This is a genomic window from Kitasatospora sp. NPDC058218 (assembly GCF_042882445.1).
In the GTDB taxonomy this organism is placed as follows: Bacteria; Actinomycetota; Actinomycetes; order Streptomycetales; family Streptomycetaceae; genus Kitasatospora.
Map to the genome: position 1 here is coordinate 1 of NZ_JBHVWC010000010.1, position 20,414 is coordinate 20,414.

The 20,414-nt window shown below is 72.5% G+C and carries 19 protein-coding genes, 1 rRNA gene and 1 riboswitch; of the genes, 12 read left to right on the top strand and 8 right to left on the bottom strand.

The features are described 5' to 3' along the window. Positions 1–75 (top strand): 5S ribosomal RNA (gene rrf, locus ACFVYI_RS08355); the annotation flags it as partial. A gap of 140 nt (positions 76–215) precedes the next feature. On the opposite strand, the gene ACFVYI_RS08360 is transcribed toward rrf, so the two are convergent. The 6 genes from ACFVYI_RS08360 to ACFVYI_RS08385 form a co-directional block, all read right to left on the bottom strand. Continuing rightward, positions 216–677, bottom strand: a complete 462-nt coding sequence (locus ACFVYI_RS08360) for a pyridoxamine 5'-phosphate oxidase family protein (RefSeq protein ID WP_387882353.1) — start codon at positions 675–677, stop codon at positions 216–218. Positions 678–800: 123 nt separating this feature from the next. Next, positions 801–2,492 carry a hypothetical protein gene (locus ACFVYI_RS08365; protein ID WP_387882354.1) on the bottom strand — a complete coding sequence of 564 codons (1,692 nt, stop codon included), beginning with the start codon at positions 2,490–2,492 and terminating at the stop codon, positions 801–803. Continuing rightward, positions 2,489–3,457 (bottom strand): protein phosphatase 2C domain-containing protein, encoded by a 969-nt coding sequence (locus ACFVYI_RS08370; RefSeq protein WP_387882355.1) that lies wholly within the window; start codon positions 3,455–3,457, stop codon positions 2,489–2,491. The genes ACFVYI_RS08365 and ACFVYI_RS08370 overlap by 4 nt, the downstream gene beginning before the upstream one ends. After that, positions 3,454–4,137: a VWA domain-containing protein gene (locus tag ACFVYI_RS08375; RefSeq protein WP_387882356.1), complete on the bottom strand. Its 684-nt coding sequence runs from the start codon at positions 4,135–4,137 to the stop codon at positions 3,454–3,456. The genes ACFVYI_RS08370 and ACFVYI_RS08375 overlap by 4 nt, the downstream gene beginning before the upstream one ends. A 126-nt stretch (positions 4,138–4,263) precedes the next feature. Then, entirely contained in the window at positions 4,264–4,629 is a 366-nt protein-coding gene (locus ACFVYI_RS08380) for a hypothetical protein (protein ID WP_387882357.1), read from the bottom strand. Continuing rightward, a complete protein-coding gene (locus ACFVYI_RS08385; RefSeq protein ID WP_387882358.1) occupies positions 4,626–6,359 on the bottom strand; it encodes a hypothetical protein in 1,734 nt (577 codons plus the stop codon). Before ACFVYI_RS08385 ends, ACFVYI_RS08380 begins: the two co-directional genes overlap by 4 nt. A gap of 257 nt (positions 6,360–6,616) precedes the next feature. Then, positions 6,617–6,788: riboswitch (cobalamin riboswitch) on the top strand. A 220-nt stretch (positions 6,789–7,008) separates the two neighbouring features. On the opposite strand from ACFVYI_RS08385, the gene ACFVYI_RS08390 reads away from it, so the two are divergent. The 5 genes from ACFVYI_RS08390 to ACFVYI_RS08410 are packed head-to-tail and all read left to right on the top strand — an operon-like array spanning position 7,009 to position 12,430. Beyond that, on the top strand, positions 7,009–8,508 hold the full coding sequence (locus tag ACFVYI_RS08390; RefSeq protein WP_387882359.1) for a CoA-acylating methylmalonate-semialdehyde dehydrogenase: 1,500 nt from the start codon (positions 7,009–7,011) through the stop codon (positions 8,506–8,508). A 7-nt stretch (positions 8,509–8,515) separates the two neighbouring features. Continuing rightward, positions 8,516–9,655, top strand: a complete 1,140-nt coding sequence (locus ACFVYI_RS08395; RefSeq protein WP_387882360.1) for an acyl-CoA dehydrogenase family protein — start codon at positions 8,516–8,518, stop codon at positions 9,653–9,655. Then, the gene (locus ACFVYI_RS08400) at positions 9,655–10,773 is read left to right on the top strand and encodes an enoyl-CoA hydratase/isomerase family protein (RefSeq protein ID WP_387882361.1); all 1,119 of its coding nucleotides are present in this window, start codon (positions 9,655–9,657) and stop codon (positions 10,771–10,773) included. Before ACFVYI_RS08395 ends, ACFVYI_RS08400 begins: the two co-directional genes overlap by 1 nt. Continuing rightward, entirely contained in the window at positions 10,770–11,657 is an 888-nt protein-coding gene (gene mmsB / locus ACFVYI_RS08405) for a 3-hydroxyisobutyrate dehydrogenase (protein WP_387882362.1), read from the top strand. The genes ACFVYI_RS08400 and mmsB overlap by 4 nt, the downstream gene beginning before the upstream one ends. Then, positions 11,654–12,430, top strand: a complete 777-nt coding sequence (locus tag ACFVYI_RS08410) for an enoyl-CoA hydratase (protein WP_387882363.1) — start codon at positions 11,654–11,656, stop codon at positions 12,428–12,430. The genes mmsB and ACFVYI_RS08410 overlap by 4 nt, the downstream gene beginning before the upstream one ends. A gap of 230 nt (positions 12,431–12,660) precedes the next feature. Here the strand turns inward: ACFVYI_RS08410 and ACFVYI_RS08415 are convergent, their stop codons facing one another. After that, a complete protein-coding gene (locus tag ACFVYI_RS08415) occupies positions 12,661–13,893 on the bottom strand; it encodes an acyl-CoA dehydrogenase family protein (protein ID WP_387882364.1) in 1,233 nt (410 codons plus the stop codon). Between the two features lie 19 nt (positions 13,894–13,912). Beyond that, on the bottom strand, positions 13,913–15,091 hold the full coding sequence (locus ACFVYI_RS08420; RefSeq protein ID WP_387882365.1) for an acyl-CoA dehydrogenase family protein: 1,179 nt from the start codon (positions 15,089–15,091) through the stop codon (positions 13,913–13,915). A gap of 521 nt (positions 15,092–15,612) precedes the next feature. Between ACFVYI_RS08420 and ACFVYI_RS08425 the strand changes: the two genes are divergently transcribed. The 6 genes from ACFVYI_RS08425 to ACFVYI_RS08450 all read left to right on the top strand — a co-directional run bounded on the left by ACFVYI_RS08425 (position 15,613) and on the right by ACFVYI_RS08450 (position 20,320). Beyond that, on the top strand, positions 15,613–16,773 hold the full coding sequence (locus ACFVYI_RS08425) for an isopropylmalate synthase (RefSeq protein ID WP_387882366.1): 1,161 nt from the start codon (positions 15,613–15,615) through the stop codon (positions 16,771–16,773). A 71-nt stretch (positions 16,774–16,844) separates the two neighbouring features. Further along, a complete protein-coding gene (locus ACFVYI_RS08430; RefSeq protein ID WP_360636571.1) occupies positions 16,845–17,036 on the top strand; it encodes a lysine biosynthesis protein LysW in 192 nt (63 codons plus the stop codon). A 4-nt stretch (positions 17,037–17,040) separates the two neighbouring features. Further along, positions 17,041–17,892, top strand: a complete 852-nt coding sequence (locus ACFVYI_RS08435; RefSeq protein WP_387882367.1) for a RimK family alpha-L-glutamate ligase — start codon at positions 17,041–17,043, stop codon at positions 17,890–17,892. Then, a complete protein-coding gene (argC, locus tag ACFVYI_RS08440) occupies positions 17,889–18,944 on the top strand; it encodes an N-acetyl-gamma-glutamyl-phosphate reductase (RefSeq protein ID WP_387882368.1) in 1,056 nt (351 codons plus the stop codon). Before ACFVYI_RS08435 ends, argC begins: the two co-directional genes overlap by 4 nt. Then, positions 18,941–19,744 carry an acetylglutamate kinase gene (locus ACFVYI_RS08445; RefSeq protein ID WP_387882369.1) on the top strand — a complete coding sequence of 268 codons (804 nt, stop codon included), beginning with the start codon at positions 18,941–18,943 and terminating at the stop codon, positions 19,742–19,744. The genes argC and ACFVYI_RS08445 overlap by 4 nt, the downstream gene beginning before the upstream one ends. Before the next feature lie 12 nt (positions 19,745–19,756). Beyond that, the gene (locus ACFVYI_RS08450; protein ID WP_387882370.1) at positions 19,757–20,320 is read left to right on the top strand and encodes a type 1 glutamine amidotransferase; all 564 of its coding nucleotides are present in this window, start codon (positions 19,757–19,759) and stop codon (positions 20,318–20,320) included. Positions 20,321–20,414 lie beyond the last annotated feature (94 nt).

Genomic DNA, 20,414 nt, shown 5'->3' on the forward strand with positions numbered 1-20,414 from the left:
AACCCGGAAGCTAAGCCTCACAGCGCCGATGGTACTGCAGGGGGGACCCTGTGGGAGAGTAGGACGCCGCCGAACAATCATTGTGAAGAACCCCCCGATCCATCCGGATCGGGGGGTTCTTTGCGTTGTGCCGACGCTTTGTCGTCACGCGTGGCACTTCAGCTGCGGATCGTGAATCTTCCGGCGGGGAGAGAGGCGTCGGTCAGGGACGGCCGCTATTCCAGCCACGCCCCGTCGCGCATGATGAGTCGGTCGCGAAGTTCCGATACACCGCGCCAGGCGTGCACGCTCTTCGGCACCACGCACACATACAGAAAGGAACCCGCCTCCGCACGCGGGTCCCACCCGAACTTGGCGGCGAACGCCTCCGCTGCGTCTTCGGGCACATCCTGGTCCGGGAAGCATTCCGCCTCACCCTGGAGAAGCACCACGTCGAAGGTGTCGGGCAGCGCCAGGCGCACGCGCGGCTCCTCGCGGGCGTTCCGCGCGGTCACGGAGGTGGCACTGGTGCACATCCACACTGCTCGCCCGTCCCAGAAGAACCACAGCGGCACCTGATGCGGCCCGCGATCGGGATGCGCTGTCGACACCCATACATCCCGCTCGGTATCGAGCCGTTCCAGGGTGTCGCGCCTACGCTCCGCCGGCTGGCGGCGAACAATTTCCGTGCTCTGCATGAGTGCCGACCTTAGTCAGCGGGTTCGAAGCGCGCATGAGGCGAGGGACCTACTCCCGGCGACCGATGAACCCCTCAGCCTCTGACGTCGGGGACGGCCACCGCTGGTCATCGCGTCCGGGGGCTAGAGGTCGGGTACGTCCTTGCGCTTCCACCGGGCATCGCCGCAAAAGACGAGGCCGCTGTCCGTCTTCCACTGCCGGTCGTTGCCGCAGGCGTCGGCGGGTGCGCCGTGGGGGTACACCTTGGAGATCTGGACCATGTACTCGTACTTGTCGGGGATGCCGACCCTGCAGGGGACGACGGTGTTGAAGTAGACGAAGAGCTGCTTGCCCTCGGCCTCGGCGAACATGCACTGGCCGGCGACGAAGTTGCGGTTCATGCAGAGGTTGGTCTCGGTGCCGTCGCGGTTGTCGTGGTACCAGCCCCTGTCGTACGAGTCGCAGGTTCCGGAGCGCTTGATCGACATCACGCGGTAGACCGCCTCGGCGCCGGCGCAGCTCGTCACGTCCGGAGTGGTCGGCTCCCAGCCCGAGACGGTGTCGTTGTAGTTGCTCAGGCAGTCGCCGGTGTCGACGTGGCCGAAGGCGATGTCCGAGGGCGCGGGTTGGGGCGGGGGCGGTGGTGTGTAGGGCGGGTCCACCGGGGTGATCTTCGGGGGCTTGGGGAGCGGGGCCGGGGTGTACGGGGTGTAGGTGGACACGGCTGGATATGGCGTCGGGTCCGACGCCGAGTTCGAGTCGTGGCGGGACTGGACGAACGCGTACGCGACGACGACGGCGGCGAGGAGGAGGAGCACGCCGATGCCGGAGGCCACCGGGGACTTCGGGGTGGGCGTGGGCCCGCCGGGCGAGCTCGGCGCGGGACCGACCGGACCGGCCGCGCCCGCCCCGCCCGAGGCTGCCGGGCCGCCGGACCCGGTGGCGGGCGCGGTCGACGCCGCCACGGCGGCCGCCCCGAGGCGTTCCGCCCACAGCGCCGGGCTCGGCCGCCGGGTCGGGTCCGGATCGAGGCTCGCGCGGGCCAGGTCGCCCAGCGCCGGACTCACCGCGGTCAGGGCGGCGGGGTCGGTGGTGGTCTGGTCACGGGCGAACAGGCGGATCGCCAGCAGCGCCAGCTTGTGGACGTCGCCGGCCGAGGTGGCCTTCTCCTCGCCCGCCGGGAGCTGCCAGTCCGGCGTCTCGGCCTGCGGCAGGACGCTGGCGCCCCGCAGGCGCACGGCGTCGCAGTCGATGAGGAAGCACTCGGGCCGGCCGTCGGCCGTGGTGAACAGCAGGTTCTTCGGGGACAGGTCGCCGACGGTGATGCCGATGCGGTGCAGCCGGCCGAGCGTGGTGGCCAGGTCGGCCAGCAGGAGCAGCCGGTCCCGCTCGCTGACGGTCAGGCCGATGCCGGCCACGTACACGTCGTCGTTGAGCAGGAACTCCAGGTTCGCGAGCCGGCGGGTGGCCGTGGCCGTGCTGCTCAGGCTGCGGAAGTCGAAGTGGAAGCGGTCGGGAGCGGCCCGCATCAGGAAGCCGCTGGTGCGGCCCTCGCGCCGGACGACGGCGGCGGGCCAGGCGGTCTTCTCGCAGAGCCACCTGCCCTCGCTCCCGCTGAGTTCGGCGAGCAGGCCCACCATGGTGGCCAGGGTGCGGGCGTCGAGAAGCGGCAGCAGGGCCGGGGTGTACTCCTTGTAGACGACCTCCCAGCCGTCGCCGTCGGCCTCGTTGATCCTCCGGTTGGCCACCCGGTGGACCACGCCCTGGCCGCCCTGCCCGAGCAGGCGGTCCAGGACGAGGGTGGCGTGGTCGACGGTGCGTTCCGGGGTGGTCATGGCCGCGCCGCCGGGTCGCGGGGCCAGACGGCCAGCAGCGTCCGGTCGTCGTCGAAGGTCTCCCGGGAGAAGTCCAGGACGTGCGCGAGCCAGAGCGGGGGCGGTGGTTGGGCGAGGTGGCGGGCGAAGAGGGCGCCGACCTGGCCGTCGCCGTCGCCGAGCGGGTCGCCGAAGCCGTCGGTGCCGACCAGCAGTGCGAGACCGGGCGTCAGCCGTGCGGTGGCCTGTTCGAGTCGCTCGGGCACGCTGGGTAGTGGGGTCACCTCGTTGGAGACCAGCAGGGTGTCCGAGCCGGTCTTCGAGGGGAAGAGCGGGCGGTACCGACCGTGCGGGCGGTCCAGCAGCCAGGCCCCGGAGTCCCCGACCCGGCACAGTTGGACGACCGGTCCGTCGGGGTGGGGGCGGACCACGCCGGTCACCAGCGTGGTCGCGTACAGGCCCGCGACCTCGGAGGGGCTCGGCTCGGCACTGTTCAGCCGTCCGCGGGCCAGCCGGTGCAGTCGTTCGGCGGCGTGCCGGGCGACGTCCTGGAGGTCCAGGGCCGCGGTGCTCCAGGAGAGTTGGAGCATTATCCGCTCCAGCGCGGCCCGGCAGGCCGCGGCCGCGCCGAGCTCGGCGACCGTGGCACTGGAGACGCCGTCGGCGACGGCGAACACGACGGTACCGGTGGACTCGTGCGCCACGGCGCGGGCGGCGTCCTGGCGCGGCTTGCGGTAGTAGCGGTGCTGGGCACCCCGGACCGAGGCGAGCCGCAGGGTGAGGCCCGGGGTGGACCAGCCGTCGCACTCGGTGTCGGGCACGTCGAAGGCGTCCTCGCCGGGCGGGCGCGACTCGAACTCGACACCGGGCGCACCGACCGCGATCCGCCCCCAGGGCGCGGGCCCCGGGCCGGGGGCGAGCGGCGGGGCCGGCGGCGGCAACGGCGGCGGCAAGGGCGGACCGCCGTCGAGGCCGTACGGATTCACAGGCCCACCTCGTCGATGGCCATGGTGAACTGGTCGGGCCGGTTGACGACGAGCTGCGGACTGGCGGAGTTCAGCGCGTGGCCCGAGGCGACCAGGCTCGCGGTGAGCGAGTGGAAGAACTCGGCGATGGCCCGGCCGATGTCCGTGCCCGTCTTGGCGACGAAGGCGAACTCCGGCCGGGTCGCGACCTCCAGCATGGTGCGGGCCTGGGCGTCGCCGATCCCGCAGGCGATGATGTTCGGCGAGGTGGGGGTGCGGACCCGGTCGGTCAGGACGGTGTGCGGGTGCCGCCAGACCTCGCCGTCGGTCGGCTGGCCGTCGCTGAGGAAGAACACCACCGGGCGGTGCACCTTGTACCCCTGGCCGCGCAGCCACTGCACATCGGTGGGGATGCGCTGGAGCAGGTCGTCGAAGACCGCCCGGTACCTGGTCGTGCCCCGGATGACCACCTGGGGCAGGCTGGTCTCGGTGCGCATGTCGGCGACGGCGAGCCGGACCTGCACGTCGTCGGAGAAGCCGAGGACGGCCAGCCGCAGCTTGGCGGCGATCATGGGCTCGGCCCGCAGCCCCTCGCAGAGCGAGATCAGGCCGTCCGACAGTTCCTGCAGGTAGGGACCCATCGAGGCCGACTCGTCGGCCAGTACGTAGGCGGGCAGCAGAACACCCCTGGTCTCGGCCATGTGCATCCCCCTTCAGTTCGCGTCCCTGACGCGTGTTTCCGTTGTCCGTGCGACGTCCGTGCGACGTCCGCGCGACCTGCGACGTCGCTCGCCGGCGGCCGGGCCCCGTTCCCCGGCGCGGCGTTCCTAGGGCAGGAGCGCCCTGACCGCGTCGTCCAGGCCCTGGATCTCGGTGGCCACCGCCGTGGTGGCGGCCAGGCCCTGCCCGGCCCGGGACAGGTAGGCCAGCACCTGCTCCCAGCGCCGCGCGGGTGCGGTCACCGCCTGCCGGAGGTCCTCCGCCGTCCGGGCGGTGGCCGGGTCGGGGCTCTGCCGCAGCTGCTCGGCCAGCGCGAGCACCCGTCGGGCCAGCGCCTCCTCGTCCACCGGCGGCGAGGAGGTGTGGACGGTGGCCGACGAGTTCTCGCCGGCGGCCACCCCCGAACCGGTGATGGTCACGTTGGCGTTGCCGCTGACGTGGAATCCGCCGGTGATGCGTCGGTCCTCGTTCATCGGCCCTCCCTCCTGCCGCCGGCCGGCGCGCGGCCGGCCCGGGTCATGATCCTGCTGGCGGCTCCGGCGGCCACCGCGGAGTTGACGAAGTTGACGGTGGCGTTGCCGGACGTGAACACGCCGCCGTTGTAGATCACGCTCTGGCGTTCCCGGAGCTCGGAGACGTCCACCTGGTGGTCCGCCAGGAAGTCGGTGAGGGTGTCCAGGACGCGACGTTCGACGATCTTGGAGTACATCTGGCTGTCGATCTGCTGGAAGTACCGGTGGAACTGCGGGTCGCTCGCCGTCTCCCGCAGGCTCAGCGCCGCGCCGTAGTTGAAGGCGCCGAGGGCGATCTGCCGCAACTGGTCGCGTTCCTTGCGGCGGTCGGCCAACTGGCCGGTCACCAGGGCGAGCAGCTTGAAGGGGGCGGCCGGCAGCCGCAGCGGCACGGCGCCGGCCGAGGAGCGCAGCAGGGCGAGCAGCTGCCACCAGGTGGGGCGGTCGAGCAGGTGGTCGACCTGGTGGTAGCGGCGGTGGAGCGGGGGGAGCAGCGAGGTGGCGCCCTCGACGAACAGCTGGTCCCGCGCGGGGCTCAGCGAGAAGCGGACCGTGGTGGTGGCCACCAGCTCGCTGTTCCAGCCCGCGACCGTGGTCACCAGGTACGGCCGGGCCCGACCGGAGCCGTCCGCGCGCAGGCGGTCGAGCACGGCCGGGTCCAGGGCGATCTGCGGCCTGCCCTCGGGCCGGGGGAGGAGGAGCGGGCGCAGGGCCTGGTCCAGGTCCTGCGCCAGGTCCGCGCCGTTGACGAAGACGCGTTCGGAGACCTCGACGCCGGGCAGCCCGAGGCCGGTGACCGCCGTCATGACCTCGGTGTCCAGCGTCTTGAGGGTGAACGGGACCACGTGGTCGAACGGCTCTCCGGGCCGGTCCACGGCGACGGTGAAGTTCCAGCTGTTGAGCTGCCTCCCGTAGCCGAGGAACGGCTCGTAGCCGGCGAAGACCGAGACGTTCCCCCGCTGGTCCTCCGCCGCCAGCCGGCTCAGCAGTGTCTCGTCCTGCGGCCGGGCGCGCGGTGCCTGGGCGGGGTCGAAGGCGCCCCGGCGCAACTTGGGCCGCAGGACGCCGTAGAACGTGATCAGCCGTTCGACCAGCACGACGCCCCAGGCCACGGCGAGCAGCGGGAGGGCGAGGGGCGGCAGCGGGAGCGGGATGACGGAGGTCGCGGGGTCGGAGAGGGGCTGGTAGGCGAAGGCGGCCACCAGGGCGACCGCGGTCAGGGCGAGCAGCACCTGGGCGGTGGTCTGGCGGGCGCGTGCGGCGAGGGCGTAGCGCAGGACGCAGACCAGGTCGACACCGGGTGAGGAGGCGACGGCGCGGTGCGGCTCCTTGAGGACGGACTCGATGGCCCGGCCGGCCAGGTCGCCCTCCAGTTGAACGGCCGCGCACAGGTAGCGGGTGGCGTCCGTCGCCAGGGGTGCGGCCGGCTGGTGCGGCCCGGGGTGGGGCGTCGTCGTCCAACTGCTCGATGTGGCGGGCGTCGCGACCGCGCCGGTGGCCGGGGGCATCGGCGCGAACGTGGGTGCCATCGGCGGTGCCGTCTTCGCGGGCCCCGGCAGGATCGGTCCGGGCGGTGCCACCGGGCCCGGGCCGGTGGCACCCGGGCCGGCTCCGCAGCCGGGGCAGCGGGCGGTGGACGGCGAGCAGGCCGTGCCGCAGACGGAACAGGTCCACATGTCGAATGTGCTCATCTGATCATCGGCGGCTCTCGTGCGACAACAACGTCCCCGTGTGCCGGCGGGGACGCGTCGGCAGGGTGCCGCGGAGGCCTCGCGCATGCATGCCCACAGCATGTACCTGCCCGGGACGGTCCGGCGCCATACGCTTTCGTCGTTACCAAACCAATACGTGATGTTGCGTCAAACTTGACCCTGGTCAAGGGAGTTGATCATCGCATCACGGCGATCAGGGGTGGCACCCTGGACTTACTAGGACGTCCGACTATATGGTCGTGAACAAGGCCCGCAGTGCAGGGAAGCCGGTGTGAATCCGGCACGGTCCCGCCACTGTGACCGGGGAGTGCGTCGCCGCAGTACCAGCCACTGGCAGCCAGCCGGGAAGGCCGGGCGGCGCGCGGTGATCCGGGAGTCAGGATACCGACTGCGGGTGTTCCGTGTTGTCCACGAGGATGGAGCAAACACGCATGGCACCGGTCTGCGTTCTTCCCGACCCTGGTGATCCTGCGACGGCCGCGGTGTGCCCGTCACCCTGACGGTGTGCCGCGCCCGGCAGTACCCGTGTGCGCCCGCGCCGAGCCAAGCTCGCACCGGGCCCACGGCGTCCCTGCCGTGCCCCAGTTCCCTCGGATCCACCTGACGTCCTGACGAGAGCAGGCTTGTGATGATCCGTGAACTCACCCACTACATCGGCGGAAAGCACGTCGTCGGCACCTCCGGGGTGTTCGGCGACGTGTACGACCCCAACACCGGTACGGTCCAGGCGCGCGTCCCGCTCGCGAGCCGGGCCGAGACCGAGGCGGCCGTCGCCGACGCCGAACAGGCCCAGGTCGAGTGGGCCGCCTGGAACCCGCAGCGGCGGGCCCGGGTGCTGCTGCGCTTCCTCCAGCTGGTCGAGGCCGAGCGCGAGCCGCTCGCCCGGCTGCTCTCCGCCGAACACGGCAAGACCGTCGCCGATGCCCACGGCGACCTCCAACGCGGGCTGGAGGTGGTCGAGTTCGCCGCCGGCATCCCGCACCTGCTCAAGGGCGACTTCACCGACAGCGCCGGCACCGGCATCGACGTGTACTCGCTGCGCCAGCCGCTCGGCGTGGTCGCGGGCATCACCCCGTTCAACTTCCCCGCGATGATCCCGCTGTGGAAGGCGGCGCCCGCCATCGCCTGCGGAAACGCCTTCGTGCTCAAGCCCTCCGAGCGCGACCCGTCGGTGCCGCTGCGCCTCGCCGAGCTGTTCGTCGAGGCGGGCCTGCCGCCGGGGGTGCTGAACGTCGTCAACGGCGGCAAGGAGGCGGTGGACACGCTGCTCGACGATCCGCGCGTGCAGGCGCTGGGGTTCGTCGGGTCGACGCCGATCGCCGAGTACGTCTACGCCACGGCGGCCGCGCGGGGCAAGCGCGCGCAGTGCTTCGGCGGCGCCAAGAACCACATGATCGTGATGCCGGACGCCGACCTCGACCAGGCCGCCGACGCGCTGATCGGCGCCGGGTACGGCTCCGCCGGCGAGCGGTGCATGGCCATCTCCGTCGCGGTGCCGGTGGGGGAGGAGACCGCCGACGCGCTGGTCGCCAAGCTCACCGAGCGGATCGCCGCACTGAAGGTCGGTGCCTCGCACGACCCCGAGGCCGAGTTCGGGCCGCTCGTCAGCCAGGACGCCCTGGACCGGGTCCGCGGCTTCCTGGACCTGGGCGTCGAGGAGGGCGCCGAACTGGTCGTCGACGGCCGCGGCCTGACCGTGCCGGGGTACGAGGACGGCTACTTCCTGGGGGCCACGCTGTTCGACCGCGTCACCCCCGGGATGCGGATCTACCGGGAGGAGATCTTCGGGCCGGTCCTGTGCGTGGTCCGCGCGGCGGACTACGAGGAGGCGCTGCGGCTGCCGAGCGAGCACGAGTTCGGCAACGGCGTGGCGATCTTCACCCGGGACGGCGACACCGCCCGGGACTTCACCCGCCGGGTGAACACCGGCATGATCGGCGTCAACGTGCCGATCCCGGTCCCCGTCGCGTACCACACCTTCGGCGGCTGGAAGCGCTCCGGCTTCGGCGACCTCAACCAGCACGGTCCGGACTCGGTCCGCTTCTACACCAGGACCAAGACCGTCACCTCGCGCTGGCCCTCCGGGGTCAAGGAGGGCGCGAGCTTCACCATCCCGACGATGGGCTGAGGCCGCCGTGCACACCCTGACGGAGGACCAGCAGGCCATCGCCGGGACCACCCGGGACTTCGCGCGCGAGCACCTGGCGCCGTACGCGGTCGAGTGGGACCGGGACAAGCACTTCCCGCTGGACGTGCTGCGCAAGGCGGCCGGGATCGGACTCGGCGGCGTCTACGTCCGCGAGGGCGCGGGCGGTTCGGGGCTCACCCGGGAGGACGGCGTGCTGGTCTTCGAAGCGCTCGCCACCGGCTGCCCCTCGATCGCGGCCTACCTCTCCATCCACAACATGGTCGCCTGGATGGTCGACCGCTACGGCACGCCCGCCCAGCGCTCCCGCTGGCTGCCCGGGCTGTGCGCGATGGAGAGCCCGGCCAGCTACTGCCTGACCGAGCCCGGGGCGGGCTCGGACGCCGCCGCCCTCGCCACCCGCGCCGTCCGTGACGGCGACGGCTGGGTGCTGGACGGCGTCAAGCAGTTCATCTCCGGCGCCGGCGCCTCCCGGCTGTACGTGGTGATGGCCCGGACCGGGGGCGAGGGGCCGCGCGGGATCTCCGCGTTCGTCGTCGAACGGGACGACCCCGGGCTCTCCTTCGGCCCGAACGAGCGCAAGATGGGCTGGAACGCCCAGCCCACCCGCCAGGTCGTCCTGGACGGCGTCCGGCTGCCCGCCGACCGGCTCCTCGGGGCCGAGGGCGAGGGCTTCCGGATCGCGATGAACGGGCTCAACGGCGGCCGGCTGGGCATCGCCGCCTGCTCGCTCGGCGGTGCCCAGGACGCGCTGGAGCGGGCCACCGGCTACCTGGCCGAGCGCGAGGCGTTCGGTGCCAGGCTCCTGCACGCCCAGGCGCTCCAGTTCCGACTGGCCGACATGGCAACGGAGTTGGAGGCGGCCCGGTCGCTGCTCTGGCGCGCCGCCGCCGCGCTGGACGGCGGCGACCCGCGGGCGCCGGAGCTGTGCGCGATGGCCAAGCGGTACGCCACCGACACCGGCTTCGACGTCGCCAACGCCGCCCTCCAACTCCACGGCGGCTACGGCTACCTGGCCGAGTACGGCATCGAGAAGATCGTCCGCGACCTGCGGGTGCACCAGATCCTGGAAGGGACCAACGAGATCATGCGCGTCATCGTCGCCCGCGGCCTGACCGGAGCCGCCTGATGACCGGCAACGCAGCGGCCGACAACGCAGCGGCCGGGCGTGTGGCGGCCGACGCCGGCACCGACGAGGTCCTCGTCCGGCGGGAGGGCCGGGCGGGCCTGATCGTCCTCGACCGGCCCGCCGCGCTGAACGCCCTCACCCACGACATGGTGCGGCGGATCACCGCCGCGCTGGAGGAGTGGGAGCGGGACGACCGGGTGGAGACCGTCGTCATCACCGGGGCCGGGGAACGCGCCTTCTGCGCGGGCGGTGACATCGTCGCCATCCACCGCGCCGCCACCGGTGGGGATCCGAGCGCGGTCGAGGAGTTCTGGCGCGACGAGTACCGGCTGAACGCCCGCATCGCGCGGTACGACAAGCCCTACGTCGCCGTCATGAACGGCATCGTGATGGGCGGCGGGGTCGGTGTCTCCGCCCACGGCAGCGTCCGGATCGTCACCGGGACCACCAGGCTGGCGATGCCGGAGGCCGGCATCGGGTTCGTCCCCGACGTCGGGGGCACCTACCTGCTCGCCCTGGCACCCGGCGAGCTGGGCACCCACCTCGCCCTGACCGCGGGCTCGGTGGGCGCCGGCGACGCCCTGCTCTGCGGGCTGGCCGACCACTTCGTGCCCGGTGAGCGGCTGCCCGCACTGCTCGACGACCTCGCCGCACTGCCCGTCCACGACGCGCTGGCCCGGCACGTCGCACCCGCGCCGCCCGCCCCGCTGGACCGGCAGCGCCGCTGGATCGACGCCTGCTACGCGGCCGGCACCGTCGAGGAGATCGTCGACCGGCTCGGCGACAGCGGCGAACCCGAGGCGAAGAAGGCGGCCGACCGGATCACCGCCAACGCGCCGGCCGCCGTCAAGGCGACGCTCGCCGCCCTGCGCCGGGCCCGCGCCCTCGGCCCGCTGGAGGCGGTGCTGGACCAGGAGTACCGGACCTCCTGCGCCGCGCTCGCCACGCCCGACCTCGCCGAGGGCATCCGGGCGCAGGTGATCGACAAGGACCGCACGCCGCGCTGGAACCCGGCCACGCTGGAGGCCGTCGAGCCCGCGGTCGTGGCCCGCTACTTCGCCCCGCTCGGTGAGCGGGAACTCGGCCTCTCCACCACCACACCCCTGGAGCGCTGGTGACCCAGAGCATCGGATTCCTCGGACTCGGCAACATGGGCGGCCCGATGGCCGCCAAACTCGTCGAGGCCGGCCACCGCGTGACCGGCTACGACCTCGTCCCGGAGGTGCTCCGGCAGGCGCGGACGGCCGGGGTCGGCCCGGCGGAGTCGGCGGCCGACGCCGTGCGCGACGCGGACGTGGTGATCACCATGCTGCCGGCCGGCCGCCACGTGCTGGCGGCCTACGCCGACCTGCTGCCCGCGGCCCGTCCGGGCACGCTCTTCGTCGACTGCTCCACCATCGACGTCGCGGACGCCCGGGCCGCGCACGACCTCGCGGTGCGGGCCGGACACCGGGCGGTCGACGCGCCGGTCTCCGGCGGTGTGCCGGGTGCGACCGCCGGGACGCTCACCTTCATGGCGGGCGCGGGGGAGGCGGAGTTCGCCGCCGCCGGGCCGGTGCTGGAGGCGATGGGCGCCCGGATCGTGCACTGCGGCCCGTCGGGTGCCGGCCAGGCCGCGAAGATCTGCAACAACATGATCCTCGGCATCTCGATGATCGCCGTCAGCGAGGCGTTCGTCCTCGGCGAGAGTCTCGGGCTCAGCCACCAGGCGCTGTTCGACGTCGCCTCCACTGCCTCCGGCCAGTGCTGGGCGCTGACCAGCAACTGCCCCGTCCCCGGCCCGGTGCCGGCCAGCCCCGCCAACCGCGACTACCGGGCCGGCTTCGCCGCCGCGCTGATGGCCAAGGACCTCGGCCTGGCCGCCGGAGCGGTCGAGGCCGCCGGCCTGCCGGTCGAACTCGGCGTGAGAGCCGCGCAGTTGTACGCGGACTTCGCCGCCGCCGACGGCGCCGGCCTGGACTTCTCGGCGATCATCACGACCATCAGGGAGGGCGGCAAGTGACCGCGTACGAGACGATCCTGGTCGAGCGCAAGGGGCGGGTCGGGCTGATCAGGCTCGACCGGCCGAAGGCGCTGAACGCGCTCAACGCGCAGCTGATGAACGAGGTCGTCGCGGCCGCCACCGCCTTCGACCGGGATCCGGGGATCGGCGCTCTGGTGATCACCGGCTCGGAGAAGGCCTTCGCGGCCGGCGCCGACATCAAGGAGATGCGGGCGCTCACCTTCACCGACGCCTACCTCGGCGACTGGTTCGCGGCCTGGGACGACCTGGGCCGGGTGCGCAAGCCGGTGATCGCCGCGGTCGCGGGCTACGCCCTGGGCGGGGGCTGCGAGTTGGCGATGCTCTGCGACATCCTGCTGGCCGCCGACACGGCGAAGTTCGGGCAGCCGGAGATCAAGCTCGGTGTCATCCCCGGGATCGGCGGCTCGCAGCGGCTGACCCGCGCCGTCGGCAAGGCCAAGGCCATGGACCTCTGTCTGACCGGCCGGATGATGGGAGCCGAGGAGGCCGAGCGCGCGGGCCTGGTCTCCCGGATCGTCCCGGCCGAGGAGCTGCTCACCGAGGCACTGGCCACCGCCGAGAAGGTCGCCGAGATGTCCGCCCCGGCCGCGATCATGATGAAGGAGAGCGTCGACCGCGCCTTCGAGACCACCCTGGCCGAAGGCGTCCGCTTCGAACGCCGGCTGTTCCACGCGACGTTCGCCACCGCGGACCAGAAGGAGGGCATGGCCGCCTTCGCCGAGAAGCGCCCGGCGGAGTTCACCCACCGCTGACGCCCCTTCCGGGGAGTGCCGGGAAATCCCGGGACGGGCCGCCGATCCGCGTCGCGCCGTCGGCGGCGGGGCGAGGATAATTCACGTGCGGTGCTCCGGAGGATGAACTCGGCGTGACATATTCCGATCGAGTCGGAATTCGACCGGCCGGCCGGTTCCGGTATTCCCGTGGTTCTTCCGGCCCGGCCCGGGACCGGGCCGGAAGAACACGCGGGGTGCCGAATTCCGAACTACGCGGGAACGACCCCGGCGGACTGCGTGAGGCCGTCGAAGCCCGCCGGGTCGGTGCCCAGACCGGCCGGTGCCACCCAGTCGAAGGGCTGGTAGACCGCCGGGCCCAGGCCCAGGCTCTCGGCGACCGTCTCACGCAGCCGGTTGGAGGTGAACCCGCCGATGACGTTCATCTGCGCGTCCCGGTAGAGGCGCTCCACCTCGTGTCCCCGGGTGACGCCGGCCGCGCCGTGGATCTGTACGGCGCGGGCGGCGACCTCGACGGCCATCTCGGTCGCGTAGATCTTGAGCATGGCGATCGCCTCCCGGGCCGACCGGCCGGCGGCGAGTTCGGTCACCGCCTTGCGGGCCAGCACCCGGGCGGCGTCGATCTGGGCGCGGGACTCGGCGAGCTGGGTCTGCACGCCCTCCATGTGCCCCAGGGGCCGGCCGAAGGAGACCCGCTCGCCCGCGTACCGGACCGACGCGTCCAGTGCGGACTCGGCGATGGCGATGGCCGAGACCGAGATCAGCAGCCACCCCCAGGCCATCAACTCGGCCAGTTCGCCCGCCAGTTCGCCGAAGGGCACGGGTACCACGTCGGCCTCGGCGACCACGGCCTCGGTGAAGACGATGCCGCCCCAGGGCATGCCGCGCAGCCCCATCCGCGGCGTTTCGTAGCGGCGGACGCCGGGCTGGTTCAGGTCGACGAAAGCGAGGCACCAGTCGTGGCCCTCGTCCCCGGGGGCCTTCTGCCGGCGGGCGAGCGTCACGGCCAGGTCGGCGTCGGGCGCGTTGGTGATCTTGGCCTTCTCGCCGCTGATGAGGAACCCCTCGCCCGGGGCACCGGCGGGCCGCACGGTGGTGCTGTAGGTGCCGGCGTCGCTGCCCGCGGGCGGCTCCACGATGGCGAAGCAGGCCAGCTTCTCACCGGAGATCAGCGGCTTCAGCAGCCGGTCGTGCTCGCTCGGCCGGCTGTAGCGGGAGATCAGCTTGCCGCAGAGCAGGCCGGACACGGTGGCGGTCCAGTAGCTGCCGGCACAGGCCCGGGCCAGTGCCTCCATGGCCGCCAGCTGGGTGAGGCCGTCGGCACCGGTGCCGCCCGACGCCGGCGGGTGGAACAGCCGCAGGTAGCCGCTGTCGATGATCTCCGTCCAGTTCGGCGAAGGCATCCGGCCCTCCGCGTCGGTTTCGGCGGCCCGGGAGGCGGTGCCCGGGAAGCTGAGGACGGTGCCGTGCGGTGTGTCGGTCATGTCGGTATCAGTCCTCACGTCAGCCGAGCCCGAGCAGGGACGCGGCGATCACCGGACGCAGCACCTCGGTGCCGCCGCCGGTCTCGGCGAAGAACAGTGCGTCGCGGTGCGCCCGCGCGATCAGGTGGTCGCTGGTCAGGGCGGCCGGGCCGGACAGGCGCGCGGCCCCCTCGGCGACCGCCCGTGCGGCGGCCGCCACGAAGAGCCGGGCGGTGGCGGCGTCCTGGCGGGTGGGCCGGCCGCCGGAGTCGAACTGTCCGGCCGCCCGGTACAGCAGGCCGGCGGCCAGTTCGCAGCGGGTGGCGAGGTCCGCCAGGGTGAACCGGACGGACTGGGCGTGCACGAGGGGCCGGCCGAAGACCTGGCGCTCGCCCGCACCGTCGACGGCGTCCCGGACCAGGGCCCGCATGACGCCGAGCCAGGGTGCGCTGGAGAAGACCCAGTCCAGTGACGCCAGCAGCGGCTCCACCTCGGTCTCGGCGCCGCCGACGGTGCCCAGCACCGCGTCGTCCGGGACGTGGCAGCCGTCCAGGACCAGCCGCCCCCAGGTGCAGGTGCGCATCGCGGCGGGCGCCGACTCGGTGATCAGCAGCCCGGGCGTGGAGCGGTCCAGGACGAAGGCCGTCCGGCCGCCGCCGTCGTGCGTGGCGACGACCAGGAAGTGGTGGGCCACCGGACCGCCGGCGACGAGGTCCAGGTCGCCCGTGAGCACCCAGCCGCCCAGCCCCGGCGTGCCGGGCCGGGCCGTGACGGTCGGGGCGAGGGCGGCGCCCTGGGTCTGGCGCAGGGACACGGCGCCGATCCAGTCGCCGGAGGCCATCAGGGGCAGGTAGCGCTCGCGCTGGCGGGGGCTGCCGAAGGCGCGCAGCGGCACCGTGGCGAGCACCGCGTGGACGCCGACGGCGAGGGCGAGGCCCGGGTCGCGGGCTCCTTCGCCCAGGCCTTCGAGGAGGGCACAGGTCTGGGTGGCGCTGAGGCCGCCGCCGCCGAGGGCGCGCGGTACCAGCGGCCCGGCGAGGCCGGGGCCGGGTCGGGCGCCGGCCAGTTCGGCGAACAGGGCCGGGTCCCAGCGGTGGTCACGGTCGCGCTCGGCGGCGCTCGGCCGTGCGACGCGCTCGGCCAGCTCGCGGGCCGCGGCGGCCGACGACGGGTCACCGGCCCCCTGGGCGGCAGGCTTGAGTTCCTGTGGAACAACCATCGGAAGTTCTCTCCTTTCTACGGGCCGTGCTCAGATCGGTAAGAGGTCGCTTCCCCCGGCGCTGCGGGGTGCGTTCGCACGGTTCGACCGGTCTCTTCTCACGTTTTCCATGGCTCCGTTCTCGGATCGCGGGGGTGCGGCGGTACGGGGCGGCACACCGTCGGGGAGCGCTCGAACAGCTCGCCGGGGATGCCCCCGGCCTCCCGCCGCTCGGCGCGGATTTCGCGCGCCTATTCAGCGATACAGGCCCGCTCGGAGGCGTGTCCACAAAATTGTCGGCATGCCGACGAGAAGTCCGCACAGCTCACTGTCCATGACGTTCCATCACAGTCCTTGACAAGCTCCTGACATTGACGGTGTTGTCCCTTCACAGCGAGATCGCCCACCATATTTGTCGAGCGCACTGCGCATCGTCGCTCTTTCGGCCCTGCTTCATTCGTACATGCCGCATCGCGAGAATTCAGGCCGGAGCCGAGGTCAGCGCGAATGGGAACCCGGCTCGGGAAAAGGAGGGAACGCACATGGCACCAGCAGAGCACCTGAAGGAAGACGTGCCCCCGCAGGGGCTGCCCCATCTGTCCGACGCGACCTTGCGGGACTCCGCGCACATGGCCGGCGTCGAGTTCGGCCCCAAGGACGCCGCCCACATCGCCGACCTCCTGGTCCGCACGGGAGTCGAGCTGGTCGAGGTCGGGATGATCTCCGGCCCGTCGTCCAAGGACGCGGACCTCATCCTCGCCACCCACGAGGCGGTGGGCCCGGAGCGCTCGCTGAGCCTGGTCGTGGTGCGCGACCGCCAGCAGGTGGTCAAGGCACTGGACGAGGCCAAGCGGCTGGGCGTTCGGTCCGTGATGTTCTCGATCCCGACGTCCGAGCAGCACGCGGCCCTCAAGCTGAGCTCGGCCAGCACCAAGTACCTGATCGCGGTGGCCCGGGCGGCCATCGTGGCGGCCAAGGAGCGCGGCTTCCACGTCACCTTCAGCGGCGAGGACGGGGCCCGCACGCCGAAGGAGCGGCTCGTCCCCTACGTCGAGGCGGGCTTCGAGGCCGGCGCCGACCGGTTCCGGCTCGCGGAGACCGTCGCCTACCTGTCGCCGTGGCAGATGGAGGAGCAGATCCGCAGCATCACCGCGATCGACGGCTCCGAGATCGAGATCCACTCGCACAACATGCTGGGCATGGCGGTCGCCAACTCGCTGGCCGCCTACCGGGCGGGGGCGAAGTGGATCTCCGCGACGGCCGGCGGCATCGGTGAGCGCGGCGGCAACGCCCCGCTCGCCGAACTGCTCACCTCGCTGCGGGTGATCTACGGCGACACCCGTTTCGACCTGAGCCACCTCACCGAGCTCACCAACGCCGCGCTGCGCGGCGCCCGGCTCGGCGACGCCTTCCAGTCCGGCCCCACGGCCCCGCACGCCTTCGCCTACGAGCTGCCCGGCCAGCTGACCCACCCGGAGGCCTACGAGACGCTGGCCCCGGAGATCGTAGGGAACTCCCGCGAGCTGCGCGTGCGCACCCGGCTGACCACGCCGCTGGTCAGGTGGGCGCTCGACGAACTCGCCGAGTCCGTCGACGTCGATGCCTTCACCGCCTGGCTGACCGGCCGTCAGGAGCAGGACGACCGCGACCTGCTGGACCGTGACGCGATCCGCAAGGCCGCCGTCGAGTTCCAGTCCGTCTGACCGGGCCCGGGCACCTCCCGGACCCCACCTTCCCTTCCCGGATCCACATCCACACGAGAACGACTACGGAGATGACAATGTCTGCTGGCACGTTGACCGGCCTGTGCCCCGAATGCGAGACCGATCTGACCACCCCGCCGTTGGTACAGGGCGAGACCATCGCCTGCCCCGAGTGCATGTTGACGCTGCGGGTCGAGGACGTCGTGGAGGGCCGGCTCAGCCTCCAGATGGTCGAGGTGCAGCTTCGCGATTGGGGCCAGTAACCCCATGGAACGAACTGTCGCCATCGTCGCCGACCGGGTCGGCTGGGAAGAGCGCCGGCTGATCGACGCGGCCGCGGGCCTCGGCCTGCGCATCGAGTGGGTCAACGACGAGTCCCTCGCCCTGGGCGACCAGGAGTCGGCCTCGCTCGGTGGCTTCGCCGCCGTGCTCGTCCGCAGCCGCAGCTACACACGGGGCGGCCTGATCGCCACCGTCGCGGAGGCGGCCCGGATCCCCACCCTCAACACGGTCTCGGCCATCCAGGCCTGCGAGAACAAGCTGACGCTGCGCGCCCAGCTGCGCGCCGCGGACGTGCCGGTGCCCGACTTCCGTCTCGTGCTGTCCCGGCGGGACTTCGAGAAGGCCCTGGTCGAACTGCCGCCGCCGGTCGTGCTGAAGCCGGTCTTCGGCGGCATGGGCAAGCGGGTCACCCTGCTGCGGGACGCGGACACCGCGCACTCGGTCTACGACTACGTCGAGGACCTCGGGCACGGCTTCGAGCAGGCCTCGCTGGTCGAGCCCTACCTGGCCGGCGGGTCCTCGCTGCGCTGCTTCGTGGTCGGCCGCGAGCTGGTCGCCATCGCGGAGTTCCACAGCGCGGGGACGGACTGGCGCAGCAACGCCGCGCTGGGCAACCGCAACCGCGCCGTCGACCTCGACCCCGAGGTGCAGAAGATCGTCGACGGAGTGCTGGACGTCCTCGGCGAGGGCATCTTCGGCATCGACCTCTTCGCGACGCCCAACGGCTACGTCGTCAACGAGGTCAACCACGCGCCGGCCTTCCGGGCGGTGGCCTCGGCGACCGGGGTGGACATCGCCACGGCCATCGGCCGCTACGTACGGGAGGAGATCGGATGATCCGGGTCGGCATCTTCGGGGCCTCCGGGCTCGCCGGCGGTGAACTGATCAGACTGGTCATCCAGCACCCCGAGCTGGAGCTCACCTTCCTGGGCGGCAACGCCAGCGCGGGGCGCCGCCCCGCCGAGTTCCACCCGGGCCTGCGGCTGGACCTCGGGCTGACCATCGAACCGGTCAGCACGAACCTCGCCGGCCGGTGCGACGTCGTCTTCCTCGCCACGCCCGCCACCGCCTCGGCGGAGCTGGCGGCGCGGCTGGCCGACGAGGTCCCCTGCGTCATCGACCTCAGCGGCGCCTTCCGGATCCAGACGCCGGCGCTGCACGACCGGTGGTACCCGGACGTGCGGCGGGCGGACGGCCTGGCCGACCGGTTCGTCTACGGCGTCCCGGAGCTGATCGGCGACCAGCTGCCCGGCGCCGCGCTGATCTCGCTGCCGGGCTGCTTCGCCACCGCGATCACCCTCGGGCTCGCCCCGCTGGTGATCGGCCTCGGCCTCGACCTGAAGACCGTGGTGGTCGACGGAAAGACCGGCTCCAGCGGCGGCGGCCTGTCCCTGCGGACCGCGGACCTGCACCCGCTGCGCAACGGCGCCATCGCGCCGTACGCGCCGGCCGGGCACCGGCACGCGGCGGAGGTCAAGGACTTCCTGGAGCGCAGCAAGCCGGGCGGCATCGACTCGCTGAGCATGTCGGCGTACGGCGTCTCGCACGTGCGCGGGCTGATGGCCAGCTCCTACGTGTTCACCGACGACGAGGTGGACGCGCGCACCCTGAACCGCGCCTACCTGCGCTTCTACAAGCAGCGCCCGTTCGTGCGGGTCCGCCGGCACAACGAGACGCTGATCCCGGTGCCCGACCCGCAGGCCGTCCTGGGCTCCAACTACTGCGACGTGTCCGTCCTGCACGACGAGGAGGGCGGCCGGATCGTCGTCCTGGCGGCGCTGGACAACATGGTCAAGGGCGCGGCGGGCCAGGGCATCCAGGTCCTCAACCTGCGCTTCGGCCTGCCCGAGGAGACGGGGCTGACCATGCAGCCGGTGATGCCGGCATGACCGGGACGAACGCCACCGACACCCCGACCGTCGTCAAGCTCGGCGGCAGCACGGTCGACGACCTCGCCGGCTCCTGGTGGGACGACCTGGCCCGGTTCGGCCAGGACCGCCCGCTGGTCCTGGTGCACGGCTGGTCCAAGCCGCTGAAGAACCTCAGCCCCCGCTACCACGAGCCGTCGGCGATCCTGCGCGACCGGTACGGCAACCAGAGCCGGTGGACGACGCCCGAGGTCATCGAGGACATCAAGACCGTCAGCGCCGAGCTCGCCGAGGACGTCCTGCGACGTCTGGAGCAGCGCGGCATCACCGCCGAGCGCGCGCTCGGCAGCGACGGCCTGGTGACCGCGGGCGAGGGCGAGCGCTGGTGGTGGAAGGAGAAGCAGCTCGTCGAGCTGGAGAACCTCGTCGGTCCCATCACCGGCGTGGACCCGACGGTGCTGAAGAACCTCCGGCCGGGCCACGCGTACCTGGTCACCCCGCTGGCGCGGGACGCGGCCGGCCGCGAGGTGAACACCGACGGCGACCGGGCCGCCGCCGCCGTCGCGGGCGGCATCGGGGCCGAACAGCTGGTCCTGGTCACGGATGTCGCGCACCTGCTGATCGACGATCAGCCGGTGCGCCGGATCACGGCGGAGGCCGCGGCCAAGTTCCGGGACAAGGGCGCCACCGGCGGGATGCGCAAGAAGTTGCGCGCCGCGGGGGAGGCCCTGGACCGGGGAGTGGAACGCGTCGTCATCGGGAGCGCACCCGTGACCGACCTGATCGCCGAGCGCACCGGAACCGTCATCACACGAGCGTGAGGAGCAGGGCACGTGGCGAAATCCCGTGTGCTAGTCGTCAACAACGGAACGCTGTCGCTGAAGCAGCTCCGCGGCCGCTTCGAGGAACTGGGATCGGAGACGGACGTCGTCCGTGCCGACGCGGTACCCGCCGACCTCGGCGGCCGCTACCAGGCGATCGTCCTGAGCGGTACCAAGGTGCGGGCCTATGACAGCGACTTCTACCGGCCGCTCATCGACCTCGTGACCAATGCCGACGTCCCGGTCTTCGGGATCTGCGGCGGCATGCAGATCATCGCCGTCGCGGCCGGCGGCCGGCTCGCCGAGGGGCCGCAGCGCGTGGGCGGCTACGAGGTGCAGGTCGACAAGGAGGAGCCGCTCTTCACCCATGTGAAGCCGACCGTGACGGTCTTCCACCGTCACACCCTCTACCTGCAGGAGGCGCCCGAGGGCTTCCGCTCCATCGGCCGCTCGGAGCACGCCCCGGTGGAGTTCATCCGCTCCGAGGACGGGCGGATCCACGGGGCCCAGGCACATCTGGAGTTCCGCAGCGACGGCCTGGAGATTCTGCGAGGCTTCGCACAGTTGTATCAGTGACGGACCGTCAGCAGGCGTGTGCGGCCGTGCCTCCCCGGGGCGGCCGCCGCGTCTGCGCGACGCACCGTCGGCTTTCTGAACCCACCTAGGTACC

Coding starts and splice junctions, on each gene's coding strand:
- ACFVYI_RS08360 (WP_387882353.1), bottom strand. CDS start 677: ATGCAGAGCACGGAAATTGTTCGCCGCCAGCCGGCGGAGCGTAGGCGC.
- ACFVYI_RS08365 (WP_387882354.1), bottom strand. CDS start 2,492: ATGACCACCCCGGAACGCACCGTCGACCACGCCACCCTCGTCCTGGAC.
- ACFVYI_RS08375 (WP_387882356.1), bottom strand. CDS start 4,137: ATGGCCGAGACCAGGGGTGTTCTGCTGCCCGCCTACGTACTGGCCGAC.
- ACFVYI_RS08380 (WP_387882357.1), bottom strand. CDS start 4,629: ATGAACGAGGACCGACGCATCACCGGCGGATTCCACGTCAGCGGCAAC.
- ACFVYI_RS08385 (WP_387882358.1), bottom strand. CDS start 6,359: ATGAGCACATTCGACATGTGGACCTGTTCCGTCTGCGGCACGGCCTGC.
- ACFVYI_RS08390 (WP_387882359.1), top strand. CDS start 7,009: ATGATCCGTGAACTCACCCACTACATCGGCGGAAAGCACGTCGTCGGC.
- ACFVYI_RS08400 (WP_387882361.1), top strand. CDS start 9,655: ATGACCGGCAACGCAGCGGCCGACAACGCAGCGGCCGGGCGTGTGGCG.
- ACFVYI_RS08415 (WP_387882364.1), bottom strand. CDS start 13,893: ATGACCGACACACCGCACGGCACCGTCCTCAGCTTCCCGGGCACCGCC.
- ACFVYI_RS08420 (WP_387882365.1), bottom strand. CDS start 15,091: ATGGTTGTTCCACAGGAACTCAAGCCTGCCGCCCAGGGGGCCGGTGAC.
- ACFVYI_RS08425 (WP_387882366.1), top strand. CDS start 15,613: ATGGCACCAGCAGAGCACCTGAAGGAAGACGTGCCCCCGCAGGGGCTG.
- ACFVYI_RS08430 (WP_360636571.1), top strand. CDS start 16,845: ATGACAATGTCTGCTGGCACGTTGACCGGCCTGTGCCCCGAATGCGAG.
- ACFVYI_RS08435 (WP_387882367.1), top strand. CDS start 17,041: ATGGAACGAACTGTCGCCATCGTCGCCGACCGGGTCGGCTGGGAAGAG.
- argC (WP_387882368.1), top strand. CDS start 17,889: ATGATCCGGGTCGGCATCTTCGGGGCCTCCGGGCTCGCCGGCGGTGAA.
- ACFVYI_RS08445 (WP_387882369.1), top strand. CDS start 18,941: ATGACCGGGACGAACGCCACCGACACCCCGACCGTCGTCAAGCTCGGC.